Genomic DNA, 21916 nt, shown 5'->3' on the forward strand with positions numbered 1-21916 from the left:
TTAAAAATAGTTACAAAGTGCGTCATCACTTCTGTCTGTAGTTTCCGGAAAAGATAAGAACCCCTGAAGTCTCGTCACCCAGGGGGGTTCTTGTCTAGTATAATGTCTGTTCATGAACCTTACGCTTAAATGTTAATCTTAATGATTAGTGTTGGCGTCTTGCGCCAAACGAACGAGCATATGAGCCAGCATGTGACGTTCATCTTCCTTGCCGACATTCCACAGTTCCTGAAGCAACTTTTCTTCACGGTTACGAGGCTCTTCGTTCGCAGCCAGATGGTCAGCTACTTTCTGGGCAATTTTAGCCATCTGTTCTTCGCTTAATCCGATAGACTCGCCCATCGCAATTCGTTTACCCAGGTATTCTTTGAACGCATCAAAATTCTGTAGAATCTGTTCTCTTTCTTCCGGCGCAATCTTCTCGATTGCATTGTCCACCTTGTCAGTTGAAACTTGACCATCTTTATGGATTACATGATTTTCTTCATTCATTTGAATAACCTCCTGTATAATAGTTTGTTAATTGGTTTTAAGCTTTAAACTTAATACTCATTGGTTATCTATAATATAAACGTATTGCAGAAGTTTAATCAGTACGTTCAATTCTGTATATATCTTCTATATATGAGCAAGTACGCGTTTCAAAAGAACTACAGCGGTTAATCGTTTACATATACGTAACGGTGTTTGGACATGTTGTTAATAAACACCTTATACAATATTGAACCAGGAGGAATATCCCATGCGTGATAAAACCAAACATGAGAAGAAAAACGATGAACTTGAACCAGGAGTGAATACCGTTATCCATCCAGACAAAAATAATCCCGGACCAACCGATATGATTGAAGGCGTGGTTGGCGATATCGTGGACAACATTCGCAAAGACTTCTCCCATGACTCGAAGGACAAGACGTCTTCTTCCAAGTCAACGGATTCATCAGACAAATAAGTGTAATCCTTTTCTCCCTAGCAAAAGACAGCTCAAAAAGTCCTCCTGCCACATGTATGGCTTGGGAGGACTTTTTGGTAATGGACAATTAAATAATCAACCTCATATTTGGAGGTGAATTCAAAGTGAATCCTTTGTCATCTGCTGTAACGCCTTATGAATCCAGATCGCGGCAATGGAACCTTCACCCATCGCAACGGTTGCTTGTTCTGCGTGCAGGCCCAGATCCCCGGCAATCCACACATTTGTCGCTGCCTGCAAGCTGCGTGGATCAGCTTCTACATGTTTATTATCTGCGATTACAGCTCCAAGCTGCTCCGCCAGTTCATAGTGTACCCGGTTGCCTCCAAATGCGATAAATCCACGCTCCGACTCAAATATCTGTCCATCTTCGGTCAGAACACCGGTGATATGGCCATCCTCAATCTGTTGTACTTCCTGAACAGCCGCTTCCAGATAACGAACTCCCGCCTCTTTCATGCTGCGATGCAGCTCTGCAGATATGGGAGCCTGCTCATGATTGATATATAATAGATCATTCGTACGCTGAATTAAAATCATCGCCATATTGGCACCTGGTTCGCCAGATCCCAATAGTACCGTACGTTGATCCTGAATCTCATAACCATCACAATCAGGGCAGACATAGACTGTACGGCCCAGCGTCGGAGTTAATCCCGGAATATCTGGAACTCTATCCGTGAGCCCCGTTGCCAATAACACGGTTTTGCTCCTATATTCAGTTCCTGAAGTACCGAACAATTGGATCTTCTCTCCATGACGACCTGCTTTAACAATTCGGTCTTTCTCAAAAGATACACCGGTCCGCTCTGCCTGCATCCTGCCTCGTTCTCTAAGCTCTTCACCGGATACCCCATCGGGGAAACCGAGGATATTATGATAAGTCCGGCACAACGTCGATCTGCCTTCTCCCGCGTCGATTACCAACACCTGATGAGCTGAATAACGTCCAAGCTGAATGGCTGCCTGAAGCCCTGCGAGCCCTCCACCTACAATTATGCAATCAACCTCTCGCATGCTCCTTCTCCTCCTGAACTTCCATTTATCTAATTTAATTAAATTGTTTGTCCTTCTATACATTAAACCGTTCAGCCAAGCTTAAACGATTCCTCATATTCCTTATCTTATACCAAAACAAACAGACCCAAACCATCCGGCAACATCCCGGTTCGCTTGAGTCTATCCAATTCATGAATATTTAGAAGTTATACGATTCAAATCGCGAAGCATTCGAAATGGCGTTCCATACATCGGCTGTTTCGCCGCCCATATACCAGTAAGCCAGTCCAGCGATTTGCCGTTGCTCACTCATTAACACTTTGGCTGATAACGAACGACTATCCTCTGCCCATATATATCTTGGCTTACCATTACTGTTGTACCCGATAATATATTGAACCAGACTTGCATCCCATCGTCTTACAGATCCCGTAGCATGCGCACGCATTCCCTGGTCTGCCAATGTAATGTCCCAAGAGCTGGTTGCTGGATTCACTGAAGACCAGTCTCGTGTATACAGCGGAAGGGCCAAAATTGTTTTGGCACGTACCACCTCGGAGAGCATGGTATCCAAAGCCTTTTCCACCCATGGAAGAGAAGCCACTGATCCTGCTTTCGGATCACCGTTCCAGTGTTCCTCGTATCCCATCAGCACCATATAATCCGATACAGCACCCAGTTTGGCATAATCAAATGCATCCGTCCAATCAGTACCCAGGTCTGGCGATACATCCACAGAAACAACTGCACCCAGTGCGTGCAACGTAGCCGTCAAGGAGGTGACAAATGCCGTCAGACCTTCACGGTCCGCTGGATCAACATTCTCGAAGTCCACATTAATGCCGTCCAGTTTATAGGTTTTGACATAAGCGGCTACCTGTGAGATCACTGCCGCTCGGTTGGCTGAGCTGGATAACATCTGATGGGTAAGTGCCGAATCGGAACGATTCCCAAGTAATGGCCATAGCTGCCTGTCGGTGGCGGATGCCCAGGAGATCAATGCCGGGTCCGCGTGATCTGTTACTTTCATACTGCTGTTCAGGAAAAACCAGCGTGGGACGAGCGTATTCACTACAGACTGTTCCACTTGCTTCTTGAATTCAGCTGTAGTGGAGTTATATTGCCAGCCCAACTGAACGCCAAGTTCATCCCCACGTTTTAATTGCTCAGACCATGTTTTCTTTTGTAAAATGGCATCAAGCATTACGGCTGCTTCTTCTCGCGTTACCTGGTCATGTGGTCGAAACACGCCTCCGCTTCCCCGCATTAGTCCAAGTTGATATACCGTCTGCACATAAGGACGTGCCCAGTCCGAGATATCCGCTGCGTCAAAATACGTTGAAGATAAGAGTGATGTCTCCACGGGTTGTTGTTTTAACATTCGAACAAGAAGGGCAGCCGCTTCTTCGCGCGTAATGGAAGCATTAGGCTGGAACGTTCCCTGACCCTTTCCTTCCAAAATAAAAAGATTCGTCATGGCGGCAACATTGCCGTAATACCAAGCATTCATGCTTATATCCTGATAGGGATTTATATTATTTTTAACGGGCTTCAAACCTAGTAATCTCACCGCAAACGTCGCAAATTCTGCACGAGTAACGGCTTTCTTCGGTTCAAACGTAGTCTCTGACGTACCGGCAGCAATACCTTTGGCCACCAGATGTGTAATGGCATCCTTGGCGTAACTGGTGTGCGTATCCTGAAACTGTTGCTGCACGGTTGCAGCCTGAACAGTAGCGCCGTATCCAGCCACCGATCCAAGTGTTAATAACCCGCATAAAGCCATTTTCCATATTCGTTGGTTCGTTATGTCTTTTAATCTATTATTCACATTAAAAAGCCTCGCTTCATTGGATTACGATCAACTATCATCGTATCAAATTGAAGCGAGGCCGTATGTGGTTAAATGTTGGGAATGCGAAGCTTACTTAAATCAATTTCATAACTCATTAAGATGAATTTATGTAACTAGATATAGACAAATTGAAACGTTTTGATCTATATCTAGCCTTGATTGAAGCAGCTAAAGGTATTATGAAATTGATTTACTTGTGTACTTTTACGCGCTCTTCAATTGGTTGGAATTCTTTCTCACCCGGTGCTGCCGTTGGTTTACCAAATGGCATTTGAGCGATCAATCTCCAGTTCTCAGGAATATTCCATTCTTGCTTCACTTTCTCGTCAATCAACGGGTTGTAGTGCTGCAAAGATGCACCCAGACCTTCTTGTTCCAGAGCAGTCCAGATTACCAGTTGCAACATACCGTTGGATTGGTTAGCCCAGATTGGGAAGTTATCTGCATAAGCTGCAAAGTTTTGTTGTAGCTGTGCGATCGCATTGTTATCTTCGAAGAAGAGAACCGTACCATATCCGCTGCGGAATCCAGTCATTTTTTCTGCTGTGGATTTGAAGGCTTCTTCATTGCCTACTACTTCACGCAAAATTTCTTCTGTGTGATTCCACAATTTATCATGTTGTTCACCGAGCAGTACAACGGCACGGGATGTTTGTGAGTTAAAGGAAGTGGGTGTATATTTCACCGCTTCTTCTACGATTTCCTGGATTTTAGCATCCGAAATTGTAGATTCCTTGCTGATTCCATAATAAGATCTTCTGTTTTTCAACGCATCAAAAAAAGTTGTCATTCTTATTCGCCTCCCAAATTTTTTTCAACTGCCAACATAGTAACTATAATATAGTAACATACATTAGTCAACAAACTAATTTATTTTCACTAAATATACATTCACCGAAAATATTTCAACATGTTTGCCCAAAACAACAATTGGAATTATCCTTCGCCCGTCTTTTTGCGATAATCCGCCCGGTATTTCTCTTCCGTAGAAGAGTTACTTTTTGTCTGATCTTTATTCTTCTCTTCCTGAGCCTCCATATTCAGATCTTCCATCGGAATTGGATCTACAGTCTGTTCTTCTTCATGTCGGTCAAGCAGACTTTCGTGCTCTGTCTTATATTGTTCAGGATTGTCACGGGATTGTTCCTGTTGGGTATCGCTGTTATTCTGATCCGGTGTGCGCTGTTTCATTCATATTCGCCTCCTCTGGGTTCATTACCTTTCTTTACCTGTTCTGCGTGTCCTCTAAACACAGTGGTATGCATTCCTCAAACGAAAATCAACAAAAAAAGCCAACCAGACAAGCTGGTCAGCTCAAAGACGACTTCTATGATTGGCGATGCAATTGGGTACGGTACAGATCAGGCGAACATCCCACACTTTGTTTGAACATCCGACTAAAATGCGAAAGGCGTTTGAAACCGGACAATCGACTTGCTTCTGTCACGGTGATCTCGGGCTGGAACTGAAACAAAAGCTTCGCCTGATTGATGCGACGGTCATACAGGTATTTGAATATCGTCAAACCTGTCATTTCCTTGAACATACCTGCCAGATATGGCTTGGATAGATGTAATTCCAGTGCCAGATCATCCAGACCAATGTCCTTCATATAATGGGTATCCACATAACGAATAATGTGTTGGACATGCCGCTCCCTCTCCGATGAGGGAAGTTGTTCCTGGACATCACCCTGGCAGATCTCTGCTACAAAATACAACAGATCACACAGTCTGACATTCATTCGCTCTTGCCTGAAATTGCTCTGACTTTGAGACAGACGATGAAGATCATGCAATAGAGCTTCGAATTCAGAGCGGCTATCCCCCTTCAGATTGACCCGGCAATTTCTGAGTTCTTCAAATGGCCTCAAAACCTCAGCCATACGGTCGGGATGCAGGCTGCTGCGAATGGCAGACGGATCAAAATGCAGTGTGCTTCGCTCGTAAGCACTGCCTGGCTTCGGATGTGGTCGATGAAGAGTCAAGCCATGCATTAACACCAGATCACCTGGCTCCAGATTATATACACGGTCTCCTATGATATAGGTACATTCTCCATCATGAAAATAATAAATCTCATAATGTGGATGTGAATGGAATCCATCTGACTTGCCTGGGTTAAACGTGCTGGTGGATCGGTAACTATACTCCAGTGAAGCACTAAATTGCATCATGCTCGGCACATTCATGCACCTCCTGTTCGGAAGAGGGAAACGATTTGTGTCATGCCCCTGTAAGATATATGAAAGTGAAATTATAGAAGCTGTTTAATACTCTCTTGAATCTCGTCGATGGAATCGATAGGTTCGAAGCGTCTGACCACACGACCCTCTGCATCAATCAGGAACTTTGTGAAATTCCATTTGATTGCATCGCCGTGTAACCATTCCGGTGCCTTCTCGGCCACCATTAATTTCAATAATTTGGCCTGTATATCTGTTTCATCAAAACCAGTAAAAGGCCCTGATCTTTTCAAAAAGTCGTAGAGCGGGTGCGCCGCTTCTCCATTCACATCCAGTTTGGAGAACATCGGAAATTTCACACCATAGTTAATCTGACAAAAGGATTCCGCTTCCGAACTACTTCCAGGCTCTTGCTCTGCAAACTGGTTGCACGGGAAACCAATAATCTGAAGCCCTTGATCCTTGTACTGGTCATACAGCTTCTGCATGTCATCAAACTGGTGCGTATATTTACATTTACTTGCCGTGTTTACGATGAGCACAGGTTTTCCTTCATATTGATAGAGCGGGAAACGCTCTCCACTGGTTCTGGTTACGGTAAAGTCGTAGATAGTTGGCATAAGTCTAGTGCACCTCGCGATAGTTATGTAGTCATACAGCATCATATGATTTTATATTATATACGAAGTTTGAACTATTGTATTGCGGAAAGATCGTTATTCTCCCTTTCAACAGAAAACCCTTCTGCCGCGAAGATTTCCTCGTTCAGCAAAAGGGTTATTTGATGGATTGCAGTGGTAACAGCTTCAGCCCTTCACGGCACTTCCGGCCACGCCCTGGATAATGTAATGTTGCCCCACCAGGAAAACAATGATCATCGGAATAATGCCTGCCGTGGCAGCGGCCATCATGCCGTTGTAATCCACGTTGTTCTCCAGAATAAAGTTCTGCAGACCAAGCGGCACGGTATACAGGTCTTTGTCGATGAGGAACACAAGCGCATTCTCATAGTCATTCCAGTGCCAGGAGAAATCAATGATCGCAAGTGTAGCCAGCGCTGGCTTCGCCAAGGGCAGAATCAGCCTGAAAAATATGCGCAGGTGACCGGCACCGTCGATGAACGCCGCTTCCGAGATCTCTGAAGGCACCGACAGGAAGAATTGCCGCAGCATAAACACCCCAAAGATCGTGAACATTCCCGGCAGGATCAATGCCCAATGCGTATTATATATGCCGACCCATTCAAACATCAGGAACTTCGGTACAAAGAGCACCTGCGGTGGCACCATCATCATCGAGAGATAGATTAGGAACAATGTCTCCCGACCTTTGAATTGAATCCGTGCGAAGCCATAGGCTGCAAAAGCCGAGAGAAATACAGCTCCGATCGTGCTAATTAGTGATATTTTCAACGAGTTCAGATAATAGGTGGCAAAGGTATCCGCTCCGCTCCAGACCTTAATATGATGCTCCCAGTTCAGGCTGGAGGGTATCCACTGGATGGGATAGGTGAATACGTCCGCAGGAGATTTAAACGATGTGCTAATCATCCAGATGAACGGCATAATCATCAGCAGGGCAAACCCGGACATCAGAAGTGTCAATATGATTTTTCGAATCTGGCTCAAGGACTCCATGCGGACTTTAACATGTGGAGCTGTGGGCTTCGCATTCGCGGCAATCTGTTTCTCCATAACGATCCCTCCTCTCCTAGTAGTGAACCCAACGTTTCTGACCAAGCCACTGCAATACTGTGAAGACCATGATGATGGCAAAGAGCGCCCAGCTAATGGCAGCAGCGTAGCCCATCTCGTAGTAGCGGAAGGCATTCTGGTAGATAAACAGCGACAGGACGGTTGTACTGTTCCCCGGCCCACCCTGGGTAATCGCTTGAATGATACCAAAGTTCTTGATGGTCATAATCAGCCCCGTGATCAGCAGTAAAAAGGTCGTTGGACTCACAAGAGGCCAAATCACTTGGCGTATCGTCTGCCAAGGACGGGCTCCATCAATCCGTGCAGCCTCAATCAATTCCTCCGGAATTTCCTGCAAAGCGGCCAGATAAATAATCATGTTGTAACCCAACATGAACCAGATCCAGATGATATCAATCGCATACATGGACCATTCAGTTGTTGATAACCAGCCGGGTGGATTCGTAATACCAATCCCGCGCAAGAAACCATTAATCGGCCCCGACGTTGGCTGGAACAGCAGCATCCAGACAAAGGCGATGGCAACACCGCTGGTGATATAGGGCATGAAATAGAGGGCACGCAGCGTTTTTTGCCAATACACCGACTTGTTCAGCGCCACAGCTACGATAAATGCCAACCCCATCGATACCGGAACCGCCAACAGAAATACAAAAGTATTTCGCAGCGCCACGCCAAACAGATCATCGTTCAACATCCGGCGGATATTGTCCAGCCCGACGAAATTCGTCTCCGGGCTCATGAACTTGTAATCAGTGAACATGAGATAGAACGAATAGACAGCCGGTATAATAAAAAACAACAGCACGCCAATCATATTGGGCCCAATAAACAGATACCCGAGCCTGCTCTGCCGTTTCATCCAGGATTTATGCATATGCTCCCCCACTCCTTAACATCTGTTCTGGAACTAAGCATAACAAGATGTCCTTTCACTTTTAAGGAACATAACCTCTTTCCTGGTATCACAGAACTATGTATTTTGGCAGTGACCTTCGAGATGAAAATAACATGGAATTGTTCTATTACTTTAGTCCGGATATCCCTGGCTCATGTCATACCTCTAATGCTCTTTTTGGTCTATTCATCTATTGGTCTATTGCTTATATTGAGAAGAAAAAAACCGTCCCATTGGGGACGGTCTTCGGACTCATTGCTTTTGCCTTCTATTGATTCTGCTTCAGCCAGTCATTATGGCGTTTAACCATGTTCTCTACCGTAACTTCGGCAGTCTGGTTACCAAGGAAGAACTTTTCATACTCCTGTGCACGCAGATCAACCACTTCCTGCGCAATGCTGCGGACAAACGTAGGTGTCTCGTCACCATACAACACAAATTCCAGTGACTCTTTATCATAAGAATCGGCATAATCGCCCAGCAGATGATCAATGGCAGTCTGTTGATCAACCGCATTAGACGAAGGCAAACGTCCACCCGCAGCCATCGGCATCATTCCCCCATCGGCGTACCATTTCAGGAACTCCCATGCGGCTTCTTTATTTTTTGACTTGGAATTGATCGCAATAAAGTCACCAAGTCCTCCACTCTTCACCATATCTGCTTCTTGTGCAGCCAGTCTCGGTACAGGGGCAAAGGCGATTTTCCAATCCCGCGGGAACTCGGTCATATTGTTTGATGTACGGATCAGCCATTCGCCGATGTTAATCATGGCAGACTCACCGCCAAGGAACATGTTTTCCACCGGCATTTTGGAAGTCAGCTGCTCTCCGAGCGGAGGGGTGGTTGCATCCTCCTTCATCATTCCGTTCAATGTCTCCAGCCATTTGGTAACAAGTGGATCATCGAGGTTGGAAGTGCCGTCTGCCTTAACATAGCCGTTCTTCACCAGAACGGAATCGAGCGGGTCTACATAGGAAGCGGTATGCTGCACCAATCCGTACTTGAAGCCAGCGGACTTCAGCTTAAGTGCATATTCACGGGCTTCATCCCAAGTCCAGGCTTTTGGAACACTCAGTCCGGCCTGATCAAGCGCTTTCATATTTAGTGCGAAAAAGGCAGCGTTTTTCTTGGTTGGCATCCCGTAATATTTTCCGTCCACTTTCCAGGAAGCCGCATCTTCACCCATTTTCTCATCAATGTTGTAATCAGTGAACTCACCCAGATCCAGTGCCGTCCCACCCTTGATGCGTTTATCCAGATTTGTGAGGGTATAGTTGACATACAGATCGACGTTCTGCCCGGTGGACAGCGCCGTATCCAGCTTCAGGTTGCCATCATCATCATTCACAAACCGCACATATTCCACCTGAATATCAGGATGCTCCGCATTCCAGGTATCCACGACTTCCTGTGGACCATTCTCAGGCGGCACCGCACCCCACATGGTGAGCTTCACTTTCCCCCCTGCCGCTCCACCTCCGTTATCTCCACCGTTCGTCTCATTTTTACCTACACAGCCGGCAAGCAAGCCCAGCATCAGCGCACCTACGATTAATCCCGTTAATCCTTTTTTGATTCTCATCTGGTCACATGACCTCCCTGAATTGAAGTGTACCTTCCGTTACATCGTAGCAGGGACCTTGCTGGGTTCATAAGATACATATCCATGATTCGGATTGAACAAAAATACGGATTTACTTGTGCTTGCCTGAGCACTCGGTACACATATTCCTTCTACTCAACCTATGAGTCACGAACGATGGCGATACTGGCTGGGTGTGCAACCGGTCCAACGCTTGAATATTTTGATGAAATAATTATCACTTCCGAACCCCACCCGGTAACCAATCTCCTGTACGGGAAGATCCGTCTCGCGCAAATATTCAGCCGCTTTCTCCATCCGTACCCCATGCAGGTAATGAATCAGGGTATGGCCGGTTTTCTTTTTAAACAAAGCACTCACATAATTCTCGCCCATCATCACATATCGTGACATGGATTTGACGGTAATGTCCTGGTCGTAATGCTGTCCGATGTACTCAATTATTTTGCTAATTTCCGGATGCTTCACAACCGGCTCCCGAACAGGTGTGAACGGAAGATCAGTTTCAGGCGAGGGCGCAGAAGAGACCGTAAGAGAATTAGGCAAATCAGGCGTTGATGTTAGAACCGGTGTGGAAGGTCGCACTTCATGATGATCTGTCTCTGTCCGGGCTTCAGTCGAAGCTCCCAGTTCCGCACTTACTTTACGTAGTGTATCACGCAGTGAATTCACACTCATCGACAGCTTCAGAATATAATTGGAAGCCCCGTATTCCATTGCCTGGCGTACATATTCGAACTCCCCCATACAGGTGAGCATCACAAACTTGGTTTTTAACCCGGCCTGACGGGTCTGTTTGAGTAATTCCAGACCATCCATACCTGGCATGACAATATCGGTCAGTACCAGATCCGGTGTATCCTGTATAATCATCGCCAGTGCTTCGGTCCCGTTACCGGATTCTCCGATGACCGTGAAGCCCAGCTCTTCCCAGGAAATAATCTCTCGCACCGACTCACGTACAAATACTTCATCTTCCACAAGTAAAACTTTCCACATGCCAGATTCCCCTCTCCAGTCGTCTAGTGAGATCGCTTCTGTACGTAAGGCGTCGACAATAAAAAAGGAATGCTGAACCTCACTAATGTCCCCGGCTTGGTATCAATCACTTCAAGTTCACTTTGGCCTTTGAACAATAACCGCAATCGTTCCTTAAGGTTAGACAGGCCGATCCCCGGACGTGTGCGGGTCATTTGCAAACGCCGGGATTCCTCCATTCCAATTCCGTTGTCTGCCACCTCCAGCATCAACATGCCTGTGTCTTGCCTATAAATTCCGATGCGGATCTGACCAAGCTTTTCCAGTGGCCCAACACCGTGGTGAATGGCATTCTCCACCAGTGGCTGCAAACTTAGCTTGGGCACGAGCGCATATTCCAGTTTATCGTCAAATTCACAAGTCACCTCAAAGCTATCGCGGTAACGAATCCGCTGGATATGAAGGTAGGCTTGAACCAACTCAATCTCGTCCTTCAGGTATACCAATTCAACCTGTGAATTCAGGCTGACCTCCAGTAATTTACCCAAGGAAACACACATCTCGGAGATCTCCTCATTCCCGCTGCGGATCGCGCTCCATTTCATTGTATTCAATGTATTCAGGAGAAAGTGCGGATTCATCTGGGCAAGGAGCATATGAAAATGTACCGCTTCCTTCTGGCGTTCCTCCGCCTTGAGTCTGTTGATCATCTGATTGGCATCATCCAGCATCGTATTAAACGTACGTGTTAGTTCCAGTACTTCCCCACGACTGCGGCCTTCGGGAATACGAATCTTGAGGTTTTTGCGTACAACCTCCTTCATCTTATTCTGTAAGTGCGACAAAGGGCGCGTAAACGTTGCCGAGATCATAAAAGCCATCACTACAAATGCTCCTGTGAAACCAAAAAAGGTCAGAAAGTAACGCTGTTTAAGCTCGGATATCTCTGTAAAGAGGATGGAAAGTGGAATACGATTTACCATATACCAATCCAGTGATTCGATATACACGTAGTTAATCAGTGTATCCGAGGCTGGATCGGTCAGATAAGCCTGTGCCGGATGAAGAGCTATTTCACGCGTAACCTCCGGGGAAAGCACCGCTGTTTTGGATGAACTGGCTATGGTCTCTCCGCTACCTGTAATAAGGTAATACTCCTGGTTACTCTGGGAATCCTTCAGCATGGTCTGGAACCAGTAGGAATAATCAATGCTAATTCGTGCCAGCCCGTATCGCTTGCCGCCGCTATCTTTCATGTAAGCATACAGCGACAACAGATATGGGCTGGAGGATAACTCTCTGAGCACAGGGTTGGAATCCCGTGCATCCCAGCGATAGAAAAGTTCTTCCGGTTGAAGCGAGTGTGAATCCGTACCGCCTTTTGGAATGGTTATTTCCCCCAAACGTTCGCGGAATTGTTCCAGATAGGGGCCATACGTCAGTGCTTTTTTGGGCAAATACGAAGTGTAAACGCTATCATTAAAATCCAGCAAGGTAAAATACACCGAAGGATTATATAGGAAAAAGCTGTTGTTGATCATCTTGAACTTTTCTTCTACCAGCGACTTGTTCTCAAGCGGCGTACGACTGTCCGGGGAGGTTAGTACACTTCTTACCGCGGAATCCTGTTCAAGAAAAATGAGCGTTTTGAAGGCAATGCTCATCTGGTCCTCCAAGGAGCGGTACATCTGGACTAGTTGCTCATGGCTCTGCTCACTGATTTTCTGCTCGACCAGCGATTCAATCTGCTGATAATTGTAGACATTCAATGCACTGAACGGCAAAAGAATCAACACCACAAATGCACCGAACAGACGGTACCTGAGCCGCTGTGGCAACCAACTTTTCCAATTTGGCTTCTTCATTCCTTAGTGCTCGCTCCCCTACAATTAATGACCCCATTATAGCATTTACCTGCCATTCACAGCCGGAGTCGGATGATTTGCATGGATTTGTGATATCCGTTGCCTGCATCCATGTGAACTACACAGATATGTTCTATTCGTGTAAGAAAGAAATGAATGAATGCATGAATGCATGGATGGATGGTAGCCTTTTATCATACTTGATGTCTTCTCCGATACTCCGAGGGACTGATTCCTATGGTGGACGAAAATACACGGCTCAGATAAAATCCGTTCTCATATCCACATCTCTCGGCGATCTGCGTAAGGGTCAGACGGCTATCTGCCAGCAAGGCTTTTGCCTTTTTGAGACGAATCGCTTTTAAATAATCAGATGGTGTCTCTTGAAAGGCCTCCCGGAACCTTCGGGTGAGCTGGACTGGACTCAAAGCCAAATGTTCGGCCAACATTCGGAGACTGACCGCCTCTCCTGCCCACTCCTCCAACAACACTGCCGCTTCAGCCATCAGAGCATCCTCCGTAAACTTGGTTTCCATTAGCCTGCTCTGTCTGCGCTCCCATTGATACAGCCGCCACAAATCCAACATCAGATGAGTTTTCCATCCTGTTGTAGCCTCATCGTTGTCCTCGCTCGCCTGACGCAGGTAGGCATATGTTGAAGCCAGACGCTTCGTATCATTAATGAGGGATTTTCCGATTGGCGGCAGGAGACTCTCACCCTCTGCGGAGTTACAACGGAACAGCATATAGTGAAACGTCAGCGGTGTTACCGTCTCTCTGCGAAAAGGAACGTGGGGCGGACATAACACCAGATCAGCAAAACCCGCCTCTCCGCTCTGCCCATCAATCTCATAACGAAATATGCCCTCTTCAACTGCAAAGACCACCCAAGCGTCGTAGATATCTTCTGCCAGAGCAAATTCAGCTTTCTTCTTCCAGTAGATGTGATTAAGGAGGTCCATGACACACCTGCCTTTGTTGTGAAATAAAGTATATGCTCGATGATAATATAGTGTATTTGAAAAGTAAATATATAGAACTAATATGAAATTATAGATATGAAATATTAAAATCTGAGCTTAGGCTCATCCATATTCAATGAGAGAGGTGTTCATATGAAGCACGAACTCGTTAAACCGGATATCACCGTCATCGGGGGCGGGCTTGCTGGGGTATGCGCTGCCATATCTGCTGCCCGACTGGGCCAACAGGTCGCGCTGGTGCAGAATCGTCCTGTACTCGGCGGCAATTCCAGCAGTGAAGTACGCGTATGGGTCTGCGGCGCTACCGCCCACGGAATTAACCGCTATGCCCGCGAGACGGGCATCATGGGGGAACTGTTTGTAGAGAATCAGTATCGTAATCCAGAGGGCAATCCTTATCTCTGGGACTTGATCATTCTGGAAGCCGTTCGAACTGAATCCAACATTAGCCTGTATCTGAACACGGATGTACATGAAGTCGAGGCCACTGGGGATGGAGATGAACGCATGATCACCTCCGTTACCGGATGGATGATGGGTTCTGAGCGCAAAATCCGATTCGAAAGTCAGATCTATCTGGACTGTACAGGTGATGGACTGGTTGGCTTTTTGGCTGGTGCCAAGTTTGCGCTCGGCCGGGAAGCCCGCAGCGAATACGGTGAAGAATGGGCACCGGAGGTTGCCGATGAGATCACGCTGGGCAGTACACTTCTCTTCTATACCAAGGATGCTGGTGCGCCTGTCCGTTATATCCCGCCTTCTTTTGCCAAGGATATCACGCAGACGAGTATTCCCATTCGCCGGGTTATTCGCAGCGGGGATTCCGGTTGTCATTACTGGTGGATTGAATGGGGCGGTGAACATGACACCGTACACGATAATGAGTTGATCCGTGATGAACTGTGGTCCGTGATCTACGGGATCTGGGACTATATCAAGAATTCCGGCAAGTTTGATGCGGACAATATGACGCTGGAGTGGATTGGTTCTCTGCCTGGCAAAAGGGAGTACCGCCGCTTCACGGGTGACTATGTGCTCACCCAGAACGATATTATCAGCCAGCGGGAGTTCCCGGATGCCGTTGCCTTTGGCGGCTGGTCCATTGACCTGCATCCCCCGCAGGGCATGTACGCCGAAGCGAGCGGCTCGAAGCATATGCATGCCGATGGCGTGTATCACGTGCCGTTCCGCTCGTTGTATTCCGCGAATGTGCGGAATATGCTCATGGCCGGGCGCGACATCAGTGCATCACATGTCGCCTTCGGCACGACCCGCGTCATGGCAACATGCGCGGTCATCGGCGAAGCCGCGGGTACGGGCGCGGCGCTCTGCGCAGCCATGGGGGTGTCGCCGCGCGAGCTGTACGCGAGGCATTTGGCGGTCCTGCAGCAGACGTTGCTGCGGCAGGACGCTTCCATCATCGGGGTGCGCAGCCACGATGAGCTGGACCTGGCCCGGCGTGCCAAGGTTACAGCCTCCAGCACGCTGACGGGCATCGCTCTTGAGCAGCCCGGCGAGACGTACCCGCTGGGTACGGATGTTGCCCTGCTGCTGCCTGTGCATCCAGTGCTCAGCGGCCTGGAGCTACTGCTGGATGCATCCAGCGATACCGCGCTGACGGTAGAGCTGTGGGATACGGGGCGTAAGGAGAACTACGTCCCGCATTCGTTACAAGTTACGGCGAATGTTAACGTTACAACAGGAACTGCGCAGTGGGTGAAGCTTCCGCTCGAATGGCGACCGGAAGAACCGCAGAATGCTTTTATTATCATCCGCTCCAATAAAGCCGTCTCACTCTACCATTCGACAGAAGCACACAGCGGGGTGCTGATCTTCTTCAAAACAGAAGAAAACCACGTGTCCAAAAATCTGGAGGATCATGCCACGGATCAGCCCGTTGTATTATGGTCCATGCAAGGGTTGGCGCGTCAGCCATTCTGCTGTCGTACCCTTTCTGAGACGACGGCTTATTCACCAGAAAACACAGTCAACGGCTACCATCGCCCTTACGGTGGGCCACAGCAGTGGATGTCCCAACCGATGCAGTCTGGCCAACCGGAATGGGTCCAACTGACATGGGAAGAGCCACAATCCTTGGCTGAACTGCATTTGACCTTCAATGATGATGTGAACGAGGATCTGGTTAATCTGCATCACCATCACACGACATTCCGCGTCATGCCTGAACTTGTACGTAATTATCGGGTAGAAATGTTGAGTCAGTCTGGAGAGTGGCTTGAGATCATAAGTGCAGCGGAAAATCGCAAAAGAAAAGTCATTCATACCCTGGATACACCTGTATATTCACAGGCGCTTAGAGTGAACATGGATGCCACCAATGGAAGCAAGTACGCGGAGTTAATCGAGATTCGTGCCTATGGGGAAGGTACACGGTAGGAAGACTCAAGCAAAAAAGACAGGTTGTCTTGATCATCAAGACAGCCTGTTTATGCGTCATCATGTTTATGTGATATGAAGCGTTTTATTTTCTCCAATGATTCAGTACTCGTGGTAGCCTGCTGAGTCAGTGATCCGGATAGGTTTTTTTTAAGAATTCAACAGACTGCACGATTAGTGCTTTCAATACATCCACATCAATGTCTGCTACCTTGTTGATGTACACACACGCTTTGCCTGTTGTATGTTTGCCAAAGTCCTTAAGGAGATGCTCTCGTTCACTATCACCTGTGGCAAAATATAAACTGATCTTTGCCTTTCGGGGTGAAAAACCCACCAGTGGTGCATCGCCTTCGTGACCTGAATCATACTTGTAATGATATTTGCCGAATCCAATAATACTTGGTCCCCACATCTTTGCTTCATAACCAGTCGTCTCCGTGAAGATATCCAATAATTGATAGGCATCCTCCCTTTTTTGCGGATGTTCGATCTGTTCAATAAATTCAACGATACTTTGGTCTGTTACGGTTGTTTTTGGTTTGTACATTGAGGAATTCACTCCCTAACTTAAGTCCAGTCATCAAAATGCTTTTCAAGAAAGGTAAGCTCCTTCTCATAGTGTGAGAGATGACCTTCCTCTACCATTTTTAAAAAAGCGAATTCCCCCGCAGCCGCTCGTTCAGACAGTGTTTGACACATAAAACGAATGCGGTTTACAACCCACTCCTTCAAATCTGCCGGAATACCCAGACCGTAATTAGTCATGAATAATGCAATGCGATTCTTTCGAATAGCTCCATGCACCTCTCTGGCGTAAGGAATAACACCTTTTCCACCCATCTCTGGTGAGAAACCTGCAAGTGGAACGGATGTATACAAGGTATAGGCGATATCCCACATTCGAGGACCCGGACCCGCCATATCAAAATCAATAATGCCTTGAGGACGGCCATCCTTGTACACCACATTATACGGCGCAAAATCGTTATGACATACAACTTCATCTTCAGTTATGCCTGGATATCTGTTCGTTGATACTGATGTTGTTGTAAATTCAACTGTCGCATCATGGTAACTTCTCAACAGTTTCGCGACTTCAATCAAAGATTCATCTGACCACATATACTCTTCGAAACCAGGATAATCATTACCTGGAACGATGCCTTCTAGATAAGAAAGTATTTCTCGCCCCTGTTCATCTATTCCCAAAAATCGAGGAGCATGATTATAACCAACTTTTTCGAGATGTAAAAGCAATTTAACCACATAAGGATCAGGTTTGGCACTCCGGCGAACCGTCTCTCCGATTCTGACAACCTGATTCACATTACCTCCCGATAACACTTCCTCCTGTTCGGCCACTCTAATCCCTCCTTATACTATCTTTCTTGGGTATGGTTGTGGTTTCGACTCTTCTTATAACTCCCCGGAAATCCCGCGACTAATAGTATAAAACCAACTAAAAACATGAAGTATACGAGTAAACCTGTTGGATGCTCGTTCATCTGAGCAAACTGGGGTACGTTGGTCCCTCCTGAAGCGTATCCTGCTTCTACTATAGCGAAAGAGACTCGTATTGAAATTCTCTCCATCGTCGAAATAAACACACTGCCAAGCATGAGGATTACACCCAGAATCTTATTGATATTGTTCATTTCATGCCTCCTTTTATGATCCATCCACCATGTTACATCAGCACGATCTACTTCATGTCTTTCGATTCTCCATTTCATATTCCTGCATTTTACATTCAAATGTTTTCCAAATACACTCTCATCATAGCAAATAGCACCGCCATCACTGACGCCGCTGTTGTAAACTCTCTGAATATGTTACGTAGCAACCACATGATGCAGATCCATACGATATTCAAAAAAAACTGCTCGTTCCACATGATACAGATCATAGATCTGTTCCTTGGCATTAATGAATTGATATACATCTGGACACACATCATTGGCTAACTTCACATAAGGCAGTTTTTGTACCGCTTTTCTGGATCTTATATTCTGCTTGCGTATCTTCATAAATACCGTTTCAATCCCATGTTCCAGAAACAATTCAACAAAAAAGGCTGATTTGGCTCTTTGGCTATACCCATTTCCAAAAAACGGTGATCCAATCCAAGTGGCTAAAAAACCGGTTTGATGCTCAATATGATATAAATCAATGGTTCCAATAGGCTGCCCTGTTTCATTCAAAATCGTTCGGGAAATCACTGTTTTTTGTTCTTCTTCAGCCATCAATTGTTTAGTCAGGAATAGATATTCCTCATACGATTGGCATGCATAACGAACGTAGGGAAAAACTGCGGGGTCCATCATTAAGCTGTGCAGTGAATGGCATTCCTGCAAATCACGTTTTTTTAACATTCTGTCTACCACCTAGTCCTTTTAGTTCGCTATATCAAGCAAATTAAGTATATAAAAGCTATTGTGGGATTTAATGAATTCTGTATGTCGCTTATGTAAAATGCATTGGTAAATGTTGTTCAAATTTATCTCCGGGTAGCATAAAAACGGCATGTCCCTTTTGAAGGAACACGCCGTTTACACGGATACAGATAGACAGTAAACTATTGCATACCTTGCATGATCGCATTGATGATACTTTGCTGAGTCACGGTATTGTTCGAGCGGTTAAACAATGCGAATCCATGTTGACCGTTGTGTCCGTTATCCCAATAAACAGGAACCATTTTGTATTTCTTGGCTTTTGCTGTAACTGCTTTGGCATAAGCGGCGCGATATACATTGTTGGTTGAATCGTACGTCGTTTTATCAATCGAACCGAATTCACCAATCACTACAGGATAGCCTTGAGTCACAAATTTATCGTACATGGACTTGAACTGCGATTCCAGGTAATCCTCTTGTCCCCAAGTAGACTTTTTGGCAGGATTCGTTGCTGTTGCACCCCACTGCGTGATATTACCGTTTTCCTCACCTGCAAAATCCCACGGTGAGTAATAGTGTGCCGAGATCATGATTCTCTTCTGCGAACTAGGAATTGCGGAGGATCGGAAATTATCCGTCGGGAGCACGAATCCATAATTACCAACGGTGAAGTCAATATTGGTATTCCAACCTGGAATCAGCAACCATCTGGCATTGTTGTTGCCTCCAGTTTGACGAACCGTATCCACAAAGATTTGGTTGTAGGCATTCAGGTTGGCGTAATACGTCGAGTTCGGATTGCCATAGTTGCCATCAAAAACTTCGTTCATGGATTCGAAAATAAGGCGATCATTGTAGTTGCTAAACTTGGTGGCAATCTGCTGCCACACTTTCTTATATTTTTCCTTAATGGCAGTCTGATTGCCACCATTCACAAGCAGCCATCCACCCTGTACGGAATTGTACCCATCGCCATGAATATTGATGATGACATACATACCTTCATTGTACGCATAGTCCACAACTTGCTGAATTCGATTCAACCATGCCGCATTAATCGTATAATTGGGAGCGCTTCCAATGTTATTCAAATAGGAGATGGGAATACGAATAGACTTGAAGCCCGCAGCTTTCACTTTTTGGATCAGCGCCGGAGTCACCGTAGGATTGCCCCAAGCAGTCTCACTCGGTGTGCCGTTCACCGCTGCTTCCAGCTGATTGCCCAGATTCCAACCTGCACCCATCTCAGCCACCACTTGCGAAGCGTCTGCTGCTGATGCTTTAGGGCTCCATCCGGTAAAGGCTACGGCAGCCACTAACACAAGCGCCAAGCTGCTGATGCTGAATTTCTTCCATTTTTTGAACATAACCATACCTCCGCTTATTCTATTATTTTTAACAAGCAGTGCAGTTAATCTATTGATACAGATTGAATGATTCGAGAATTCGCGCCTCCTTTCCTGTCGATCAAACAAATGAAAATTCCGTCTCGCACCAACATAATAACACATATATGGAAAATAAAGCGATATCTTTATTGCTGTTTTTTGACGATTTACTACAAAATAATCCAACTATCCATTAAAGTGGATTGCTTGAATTTGTTCTCGATCAAAATCAATCATCATGATGTGATCGTGCAGGATATTATCCCCGCAAGATATTGTTGCACCGTAGTCGGCTATACTATTAAATGTGATATCTACGCGATAGACTTCAATCTCATTAAACCAATTCTTATGTACCTTTTCATGAAGTTCATTTTCATAATATTCTCGAAAGACAGTCTCACAAGTTGAAAACCACTTAATGTAGTCTTCTATTTTATCATCAATTGAAACTAACGGTGTATTAGTGGACACATATATTCGGACGTCATTTAAATCCTCATCCTGTATGCAATGTTTAAAGATTTGCACAGTATTTGACAGAGTGTAACATCGGTACCTCTCATCACTCTCTTCTTCAAGCTCAATGAATTCACTTAACAATATGATCTTGCTCCTCTCCATGTATATTAAAATAGCTCGTTTAACCACTTTACGAATTTTTCTTTCTCCTCAAACTGTGGGTAATGCGCCGACTCGTTGAATATAATGAAGTCTTTGATCGGTGCATCCAATACGTCAAAATAATCACGTGCTGCATTCGCAGTGGTCATATAATCATATTTACCCGTTACAAAATAGGTAGGCATCTCCAGATGATCAACAATATCAGGTAAATTTTGATCAAATGCTTCCTTCAGTAAGATGTCTTGTGAACTGAACATCCCTGAATAAAAGCGAATCATATCCAGCCCATTGTATTCGGGATTTAAAAGGAATCCTGAAATATAATCTCTATTCTCATGGATGAGCCTGGCTGCACCACCGTACTTTTGCAACAAAATTCTAGGCGTCAGGTCCTTTCCTTGCTCGATCGAGCTGCGAATTAACTCCAGTTTTTTAACGTCCTCTGCATTATCCGCTTGTTTCGCTTGCTCGTATGTGTACTCCAAACTTTCCAGTTCGCTCTGAAGTGTATTAGCCATCTGTCCAATGCCTATATAAGCGTGAAACTGAGTGGGTGCTTTAGCCGCAGCTTTCATCCCGATGTATGTACCAAATGAATGACCAATTAATATAACCTTCTCTTGACCTAACTCTTTAGATACATAATCCCTTAACGCTAACAAATCATCTACTAATACATCTGTTGTCAGATTCGAGTAATCCTCAAAAAAGTGATAGGACTTCCCACTCCCACGTTGATCATAATGCACCACCGTGAAGTGTTGCTCAAGCTCTTTCTGATACTTCCTTACGTATGGAATCTCCGAGCATCCCGGCCCACCATGCACAAAAATCAGGATAGGGTTAGTCCGATCAACACCCCTGATCATGACTTCATGTCCTGTACCGTTAATTTCGACCTGCTCTAACATGCTGATGCTGTTTTCACCTTTAATTTTCGGTGTCCATGTGGGAAATATCAGAGCTACTATAACTATTAAAATAATACTGAATATGCTGTACTTGAGTGTTTTACGTATTTTTTTGCGCATGTATGCTCCTTAATATA

At 45.7% G+C, this 21916-nt stretch carries 22 protein-coding genes; 2 read left to right on the forward strand and 20 right to left on the reverse strand.

Features of this window, described 5'->3' with window-relative positions:
• Positions 1-138: 138 nt before the first annotated feature.
• Positions 139-492: a DUF3243 domain-containing protein gene (locus tag FE296_RS31360; RefSeq protein ID WP_124114203.1), complete on the reverse strand. Its 354-nt coding sequence runs from the start codon at positions 490-492 to the stop codon at positions 139-141.
• 250 nt (positions 493-742) lie between these two features.
• Here FE296_RS31360 and FE296_RS31365 point away from each other — a divergent pair, with 250 nt between their 5' ends.
• The gene (locus FE296_RS31365) at positions 743-952 is read left to right on the forward strand and encodes a hypothetical protein (RefSeq protein ID WP_091017011.1); all 210 of its coding nucleotides are present in this window, start codon (positions 743-745) and stop codon (positions 950-952) included.
• A 120-nt stretch (positions 953-1072) separates the two neighbouring features.
• Here FE296_RS31365 and FE296_RS31370 read toward each other — a convergent pair whose 3' ends face one another.
• From FE296_RS31370 to FE296_RS31425, 12 genes are all read right to left on the reverse strand, one after another.
• Positions 1073-1990, reverse strand: a complete 918-nt coding sequence (locus FE296_RS31370) for an NAD(P)/FAD-dependent oxidoreductase (protein ID WP_150367571.1) — start codon at positions 1988-1990, stop codon at positions 1073-1075.
• A 181-nt stretch (positions 1991-2171) separates the two neighbouring features.
• Positions 2172-3803, reverse strand: a complete 1632-nt coding sequence (locus FE296_RS31375; RefSeq protein WP_223869110.1) for an S-layer homology domain-containing protein — start codon at positions 3801-3803, stop codon at positions 2172-2174.
• Between the two features lie 214 nt (positions 3804-4017).
• On the reverse strand, positions 4018-4617 hold the full coding sequence (locus FE296_RS31380; protein ID WP_036670536.1) for a nitroreductase family protein: 600 nt from the start codon (positions 4615-4617) through the stop codon (positions 4018-4020).
• A gap of 146 nt (positions 4618-4763) precedes the next feature.
• Positions 4764-5018, reverse strand: a complete 255-nt coding sequence (locus FE296_RS31385; RefSeq protein ID WP_091017016.1) for a hypothetical protein — start codon at positions 5016-5018, stop codon at positions 4764-4766.
• 136 nt (positions 5019-5154) lie between these two features.
• Entirely contained in the window at positions 5155-6003 is an 849-nt protein-coding gene (locus FE296_RS31390) for an AraC family transcriptional regulator (RefSeq protein ID WP_124115527.1), read from the reverse strand.
• 80 nt (positions 6004-6083) lie between these two features.
• Positions 6084-6632 (reverse strand): glutathione peroxidase, encoded by a 549-nt coding sequence (locus tag FE296_RS31395; protein WP_124114201.1) that lies wholly within the window; start codon positions 6630-6632, stop codon positions 6084-6086.
• Between the two features lie 186 nt (positions 6633-6818).
• Positions 6819-7649 (reverse strand): carbohydrate ABC transporter permease, encoded by an 831-nt coding sequence (locus FE296_RS31400; RefSeq protein ID WP_036671041.1) that lies wholly within the window; start codon positions 7647-7649, stop codon positions 6819-6821.
• 73 nt (positions 7650-7722) lie between these two features.
• Positions 7723-8604 (reverse strand): carbohydrate ABC transporter permease, encoded by an 882-nt coding sequence (locus tag FE296_RS31405; RefSeq protein WP_076249702.1) that lies wholly within the window; start codon positions 8602-8604, stop codon positions 7723-7725.
• Between the two features lie 289 nt (positions 8605-8893).
• Entirely contained in the window at positions 8894-10210 is a 1317-nt protein-coding gene (locus FE296_RS31410) for an ABC transporter substrate-binding protein (protein WP_124114200.1), read from the reverse strand.
• A gap of 168 nt (positions 10211-10378) precedes the next feature.
• Complete coding sequence (locus FE296_RS31415) at positions 10379-11230, reverse strand: response regulator transcription factor (protein ID WP_124114199.1); 852 nt, start codon at positions 11228-11230, stop codon at positions 10379-10381.
• Between the two features lie 23 nt (positions 11231-11253).
• Positions 11254-13074 carry a cache domain-containing sensor histidine kinase gene (locus FE296_RS31420; RefSeq protein WP_150367572.1) on the reverse strand — a complete coding sequence of 607 codons (1821 nt, stop codon included), beginning with the start codon at positions 13072-13074 and terminating at the stop codon, positions 11254-11256.
• A 194-nt stretch (positions 13075-13268) separates the two neighbouring features.
• Positions 13269-14036 carry a helix-turn-helix domain-containing protein gene (locus FE296_RS31425; protein WP_124114197.1) on the reverse strand — a complete coding sequence of 256 codons (768 nt, stop codon included), beginning with the start codon at positions 14034-14036 and terminating at the stop codon, positions 13269-13271.
• A 153-nt stretch (positions 14037-14189) separates the two neighbouring features.
• Between FE296_RS31425 and FE296_RS31430 the strand changes: the two genes are divergently transcribed.
• The gene (locus FE296_RS31430) at positions 14190-16454 is read left to right on the forward strand and encodes an FAD-dependent oxidoreductase (RefSeq protein ID WP_150367573.1); all 2265 of its coding nucleotides are present in this window, start codon (positions 14190-14192) and stop codon (positions 16452-16454) included.
• 127 nt (positions 16455-16581) lie between these two features.
• Here the strand turns inward: FE296_RS31430 and FE296_RS31435 are convergent, their stop codons facing one another.
• From FE296_RS31435 to FE296_RS31465, 7 genes are all read right to left on the reverse strand, one after another.
• The gene (locus FE296_RS31435; protein WP_150367574.1) at positions 16582-17004 is read right to left on the reverse strand and encodes a DUF1801 domain-containing protein; all 423 of its coding nucleotides are present in this window, start codon (positions 17002-17004) and stop codon (positions 16582-16584) included.
• Positions 17005-17024: 20 nt separating this feature from the next.
• The gene (locus FE296_RS31440) at positions 17025-17819 is read right to left on the reverse strand and encodes a phosphotransferase (RefSeq protein WP_124114194.1); all 795 of its coding nucleotides are present in this window, start codon (positions 17817-17819) and stop codon (positions 17025-17027) included.
• Positions 17820-17836: 17 nt separating this feature from the next.
• Positions 17837-18112 (reverse strand): hypothetical protein, encoded by a 276-nt coding sequence (locus FE296_RS31445; protein ID WP_124114193.1) that lies wholly within the window; start codon positions 18110-18112, stop codon positions 17837-17839.
• Between the two features lie 177 nt (positions 18113-18289).
• Positions 18290-18829, reverse strand: coding sequence for a GNAT family N-acetyltransferase (locus FE296_RS31450; RefSeq protein ID WP_124114192.1), 540 nt, complete (start codon positions 18827-18829; stop codon positions 18290-18292).
• Positions 18830-19032: 203 nt separating this feature from the next.
• Positions 19033-20220, reverse strand: a complete 1188-nt coding sequence (locus FE296_RS31455; RefSeq protein WP_150367575.1) for a glycoside hydrolase family 5 protein — start codon at positions 20218-20220, stop codon at positions 19033-19035.
• A 207-nt stretch (positions 20221-20427) separates the two neighbouring features.
• Positions 20428-20844, reverse strand: a complete 417-nt coding sequence (locus FE296_RS31460; RefSeq protein ID WP_124114190.1) for a hypothetical protein — start codon at positions 20842-20844, stop codon at positions 20428-20430.
• A 26-nt stretch (positions 20845-20870) separates the two neighbouring features.
• Positions 20871-21899, reverse strand: coding sequence for an alpha/beta fold hydrolase (locus FE296_RS31465; protein ID WP_150367576.1), 1029 nt, complete (start codon positions 21897-21899; stop codon positions 20871-20873).
• Positions 21900-21916 lie beyond the last annotated feature (17 nt).

The sequence above is a fragment of the Paenibacillus sp. UASWS1643 genome (genome assembly GCF_008693195.1).
GTDB classification, from domain to species: Bacteria; Bacillota; Bacilli; order Paenibacillales; family Paenibacillaceae; genus Paenibacillus; species Paenibacillus amylolyticus_B.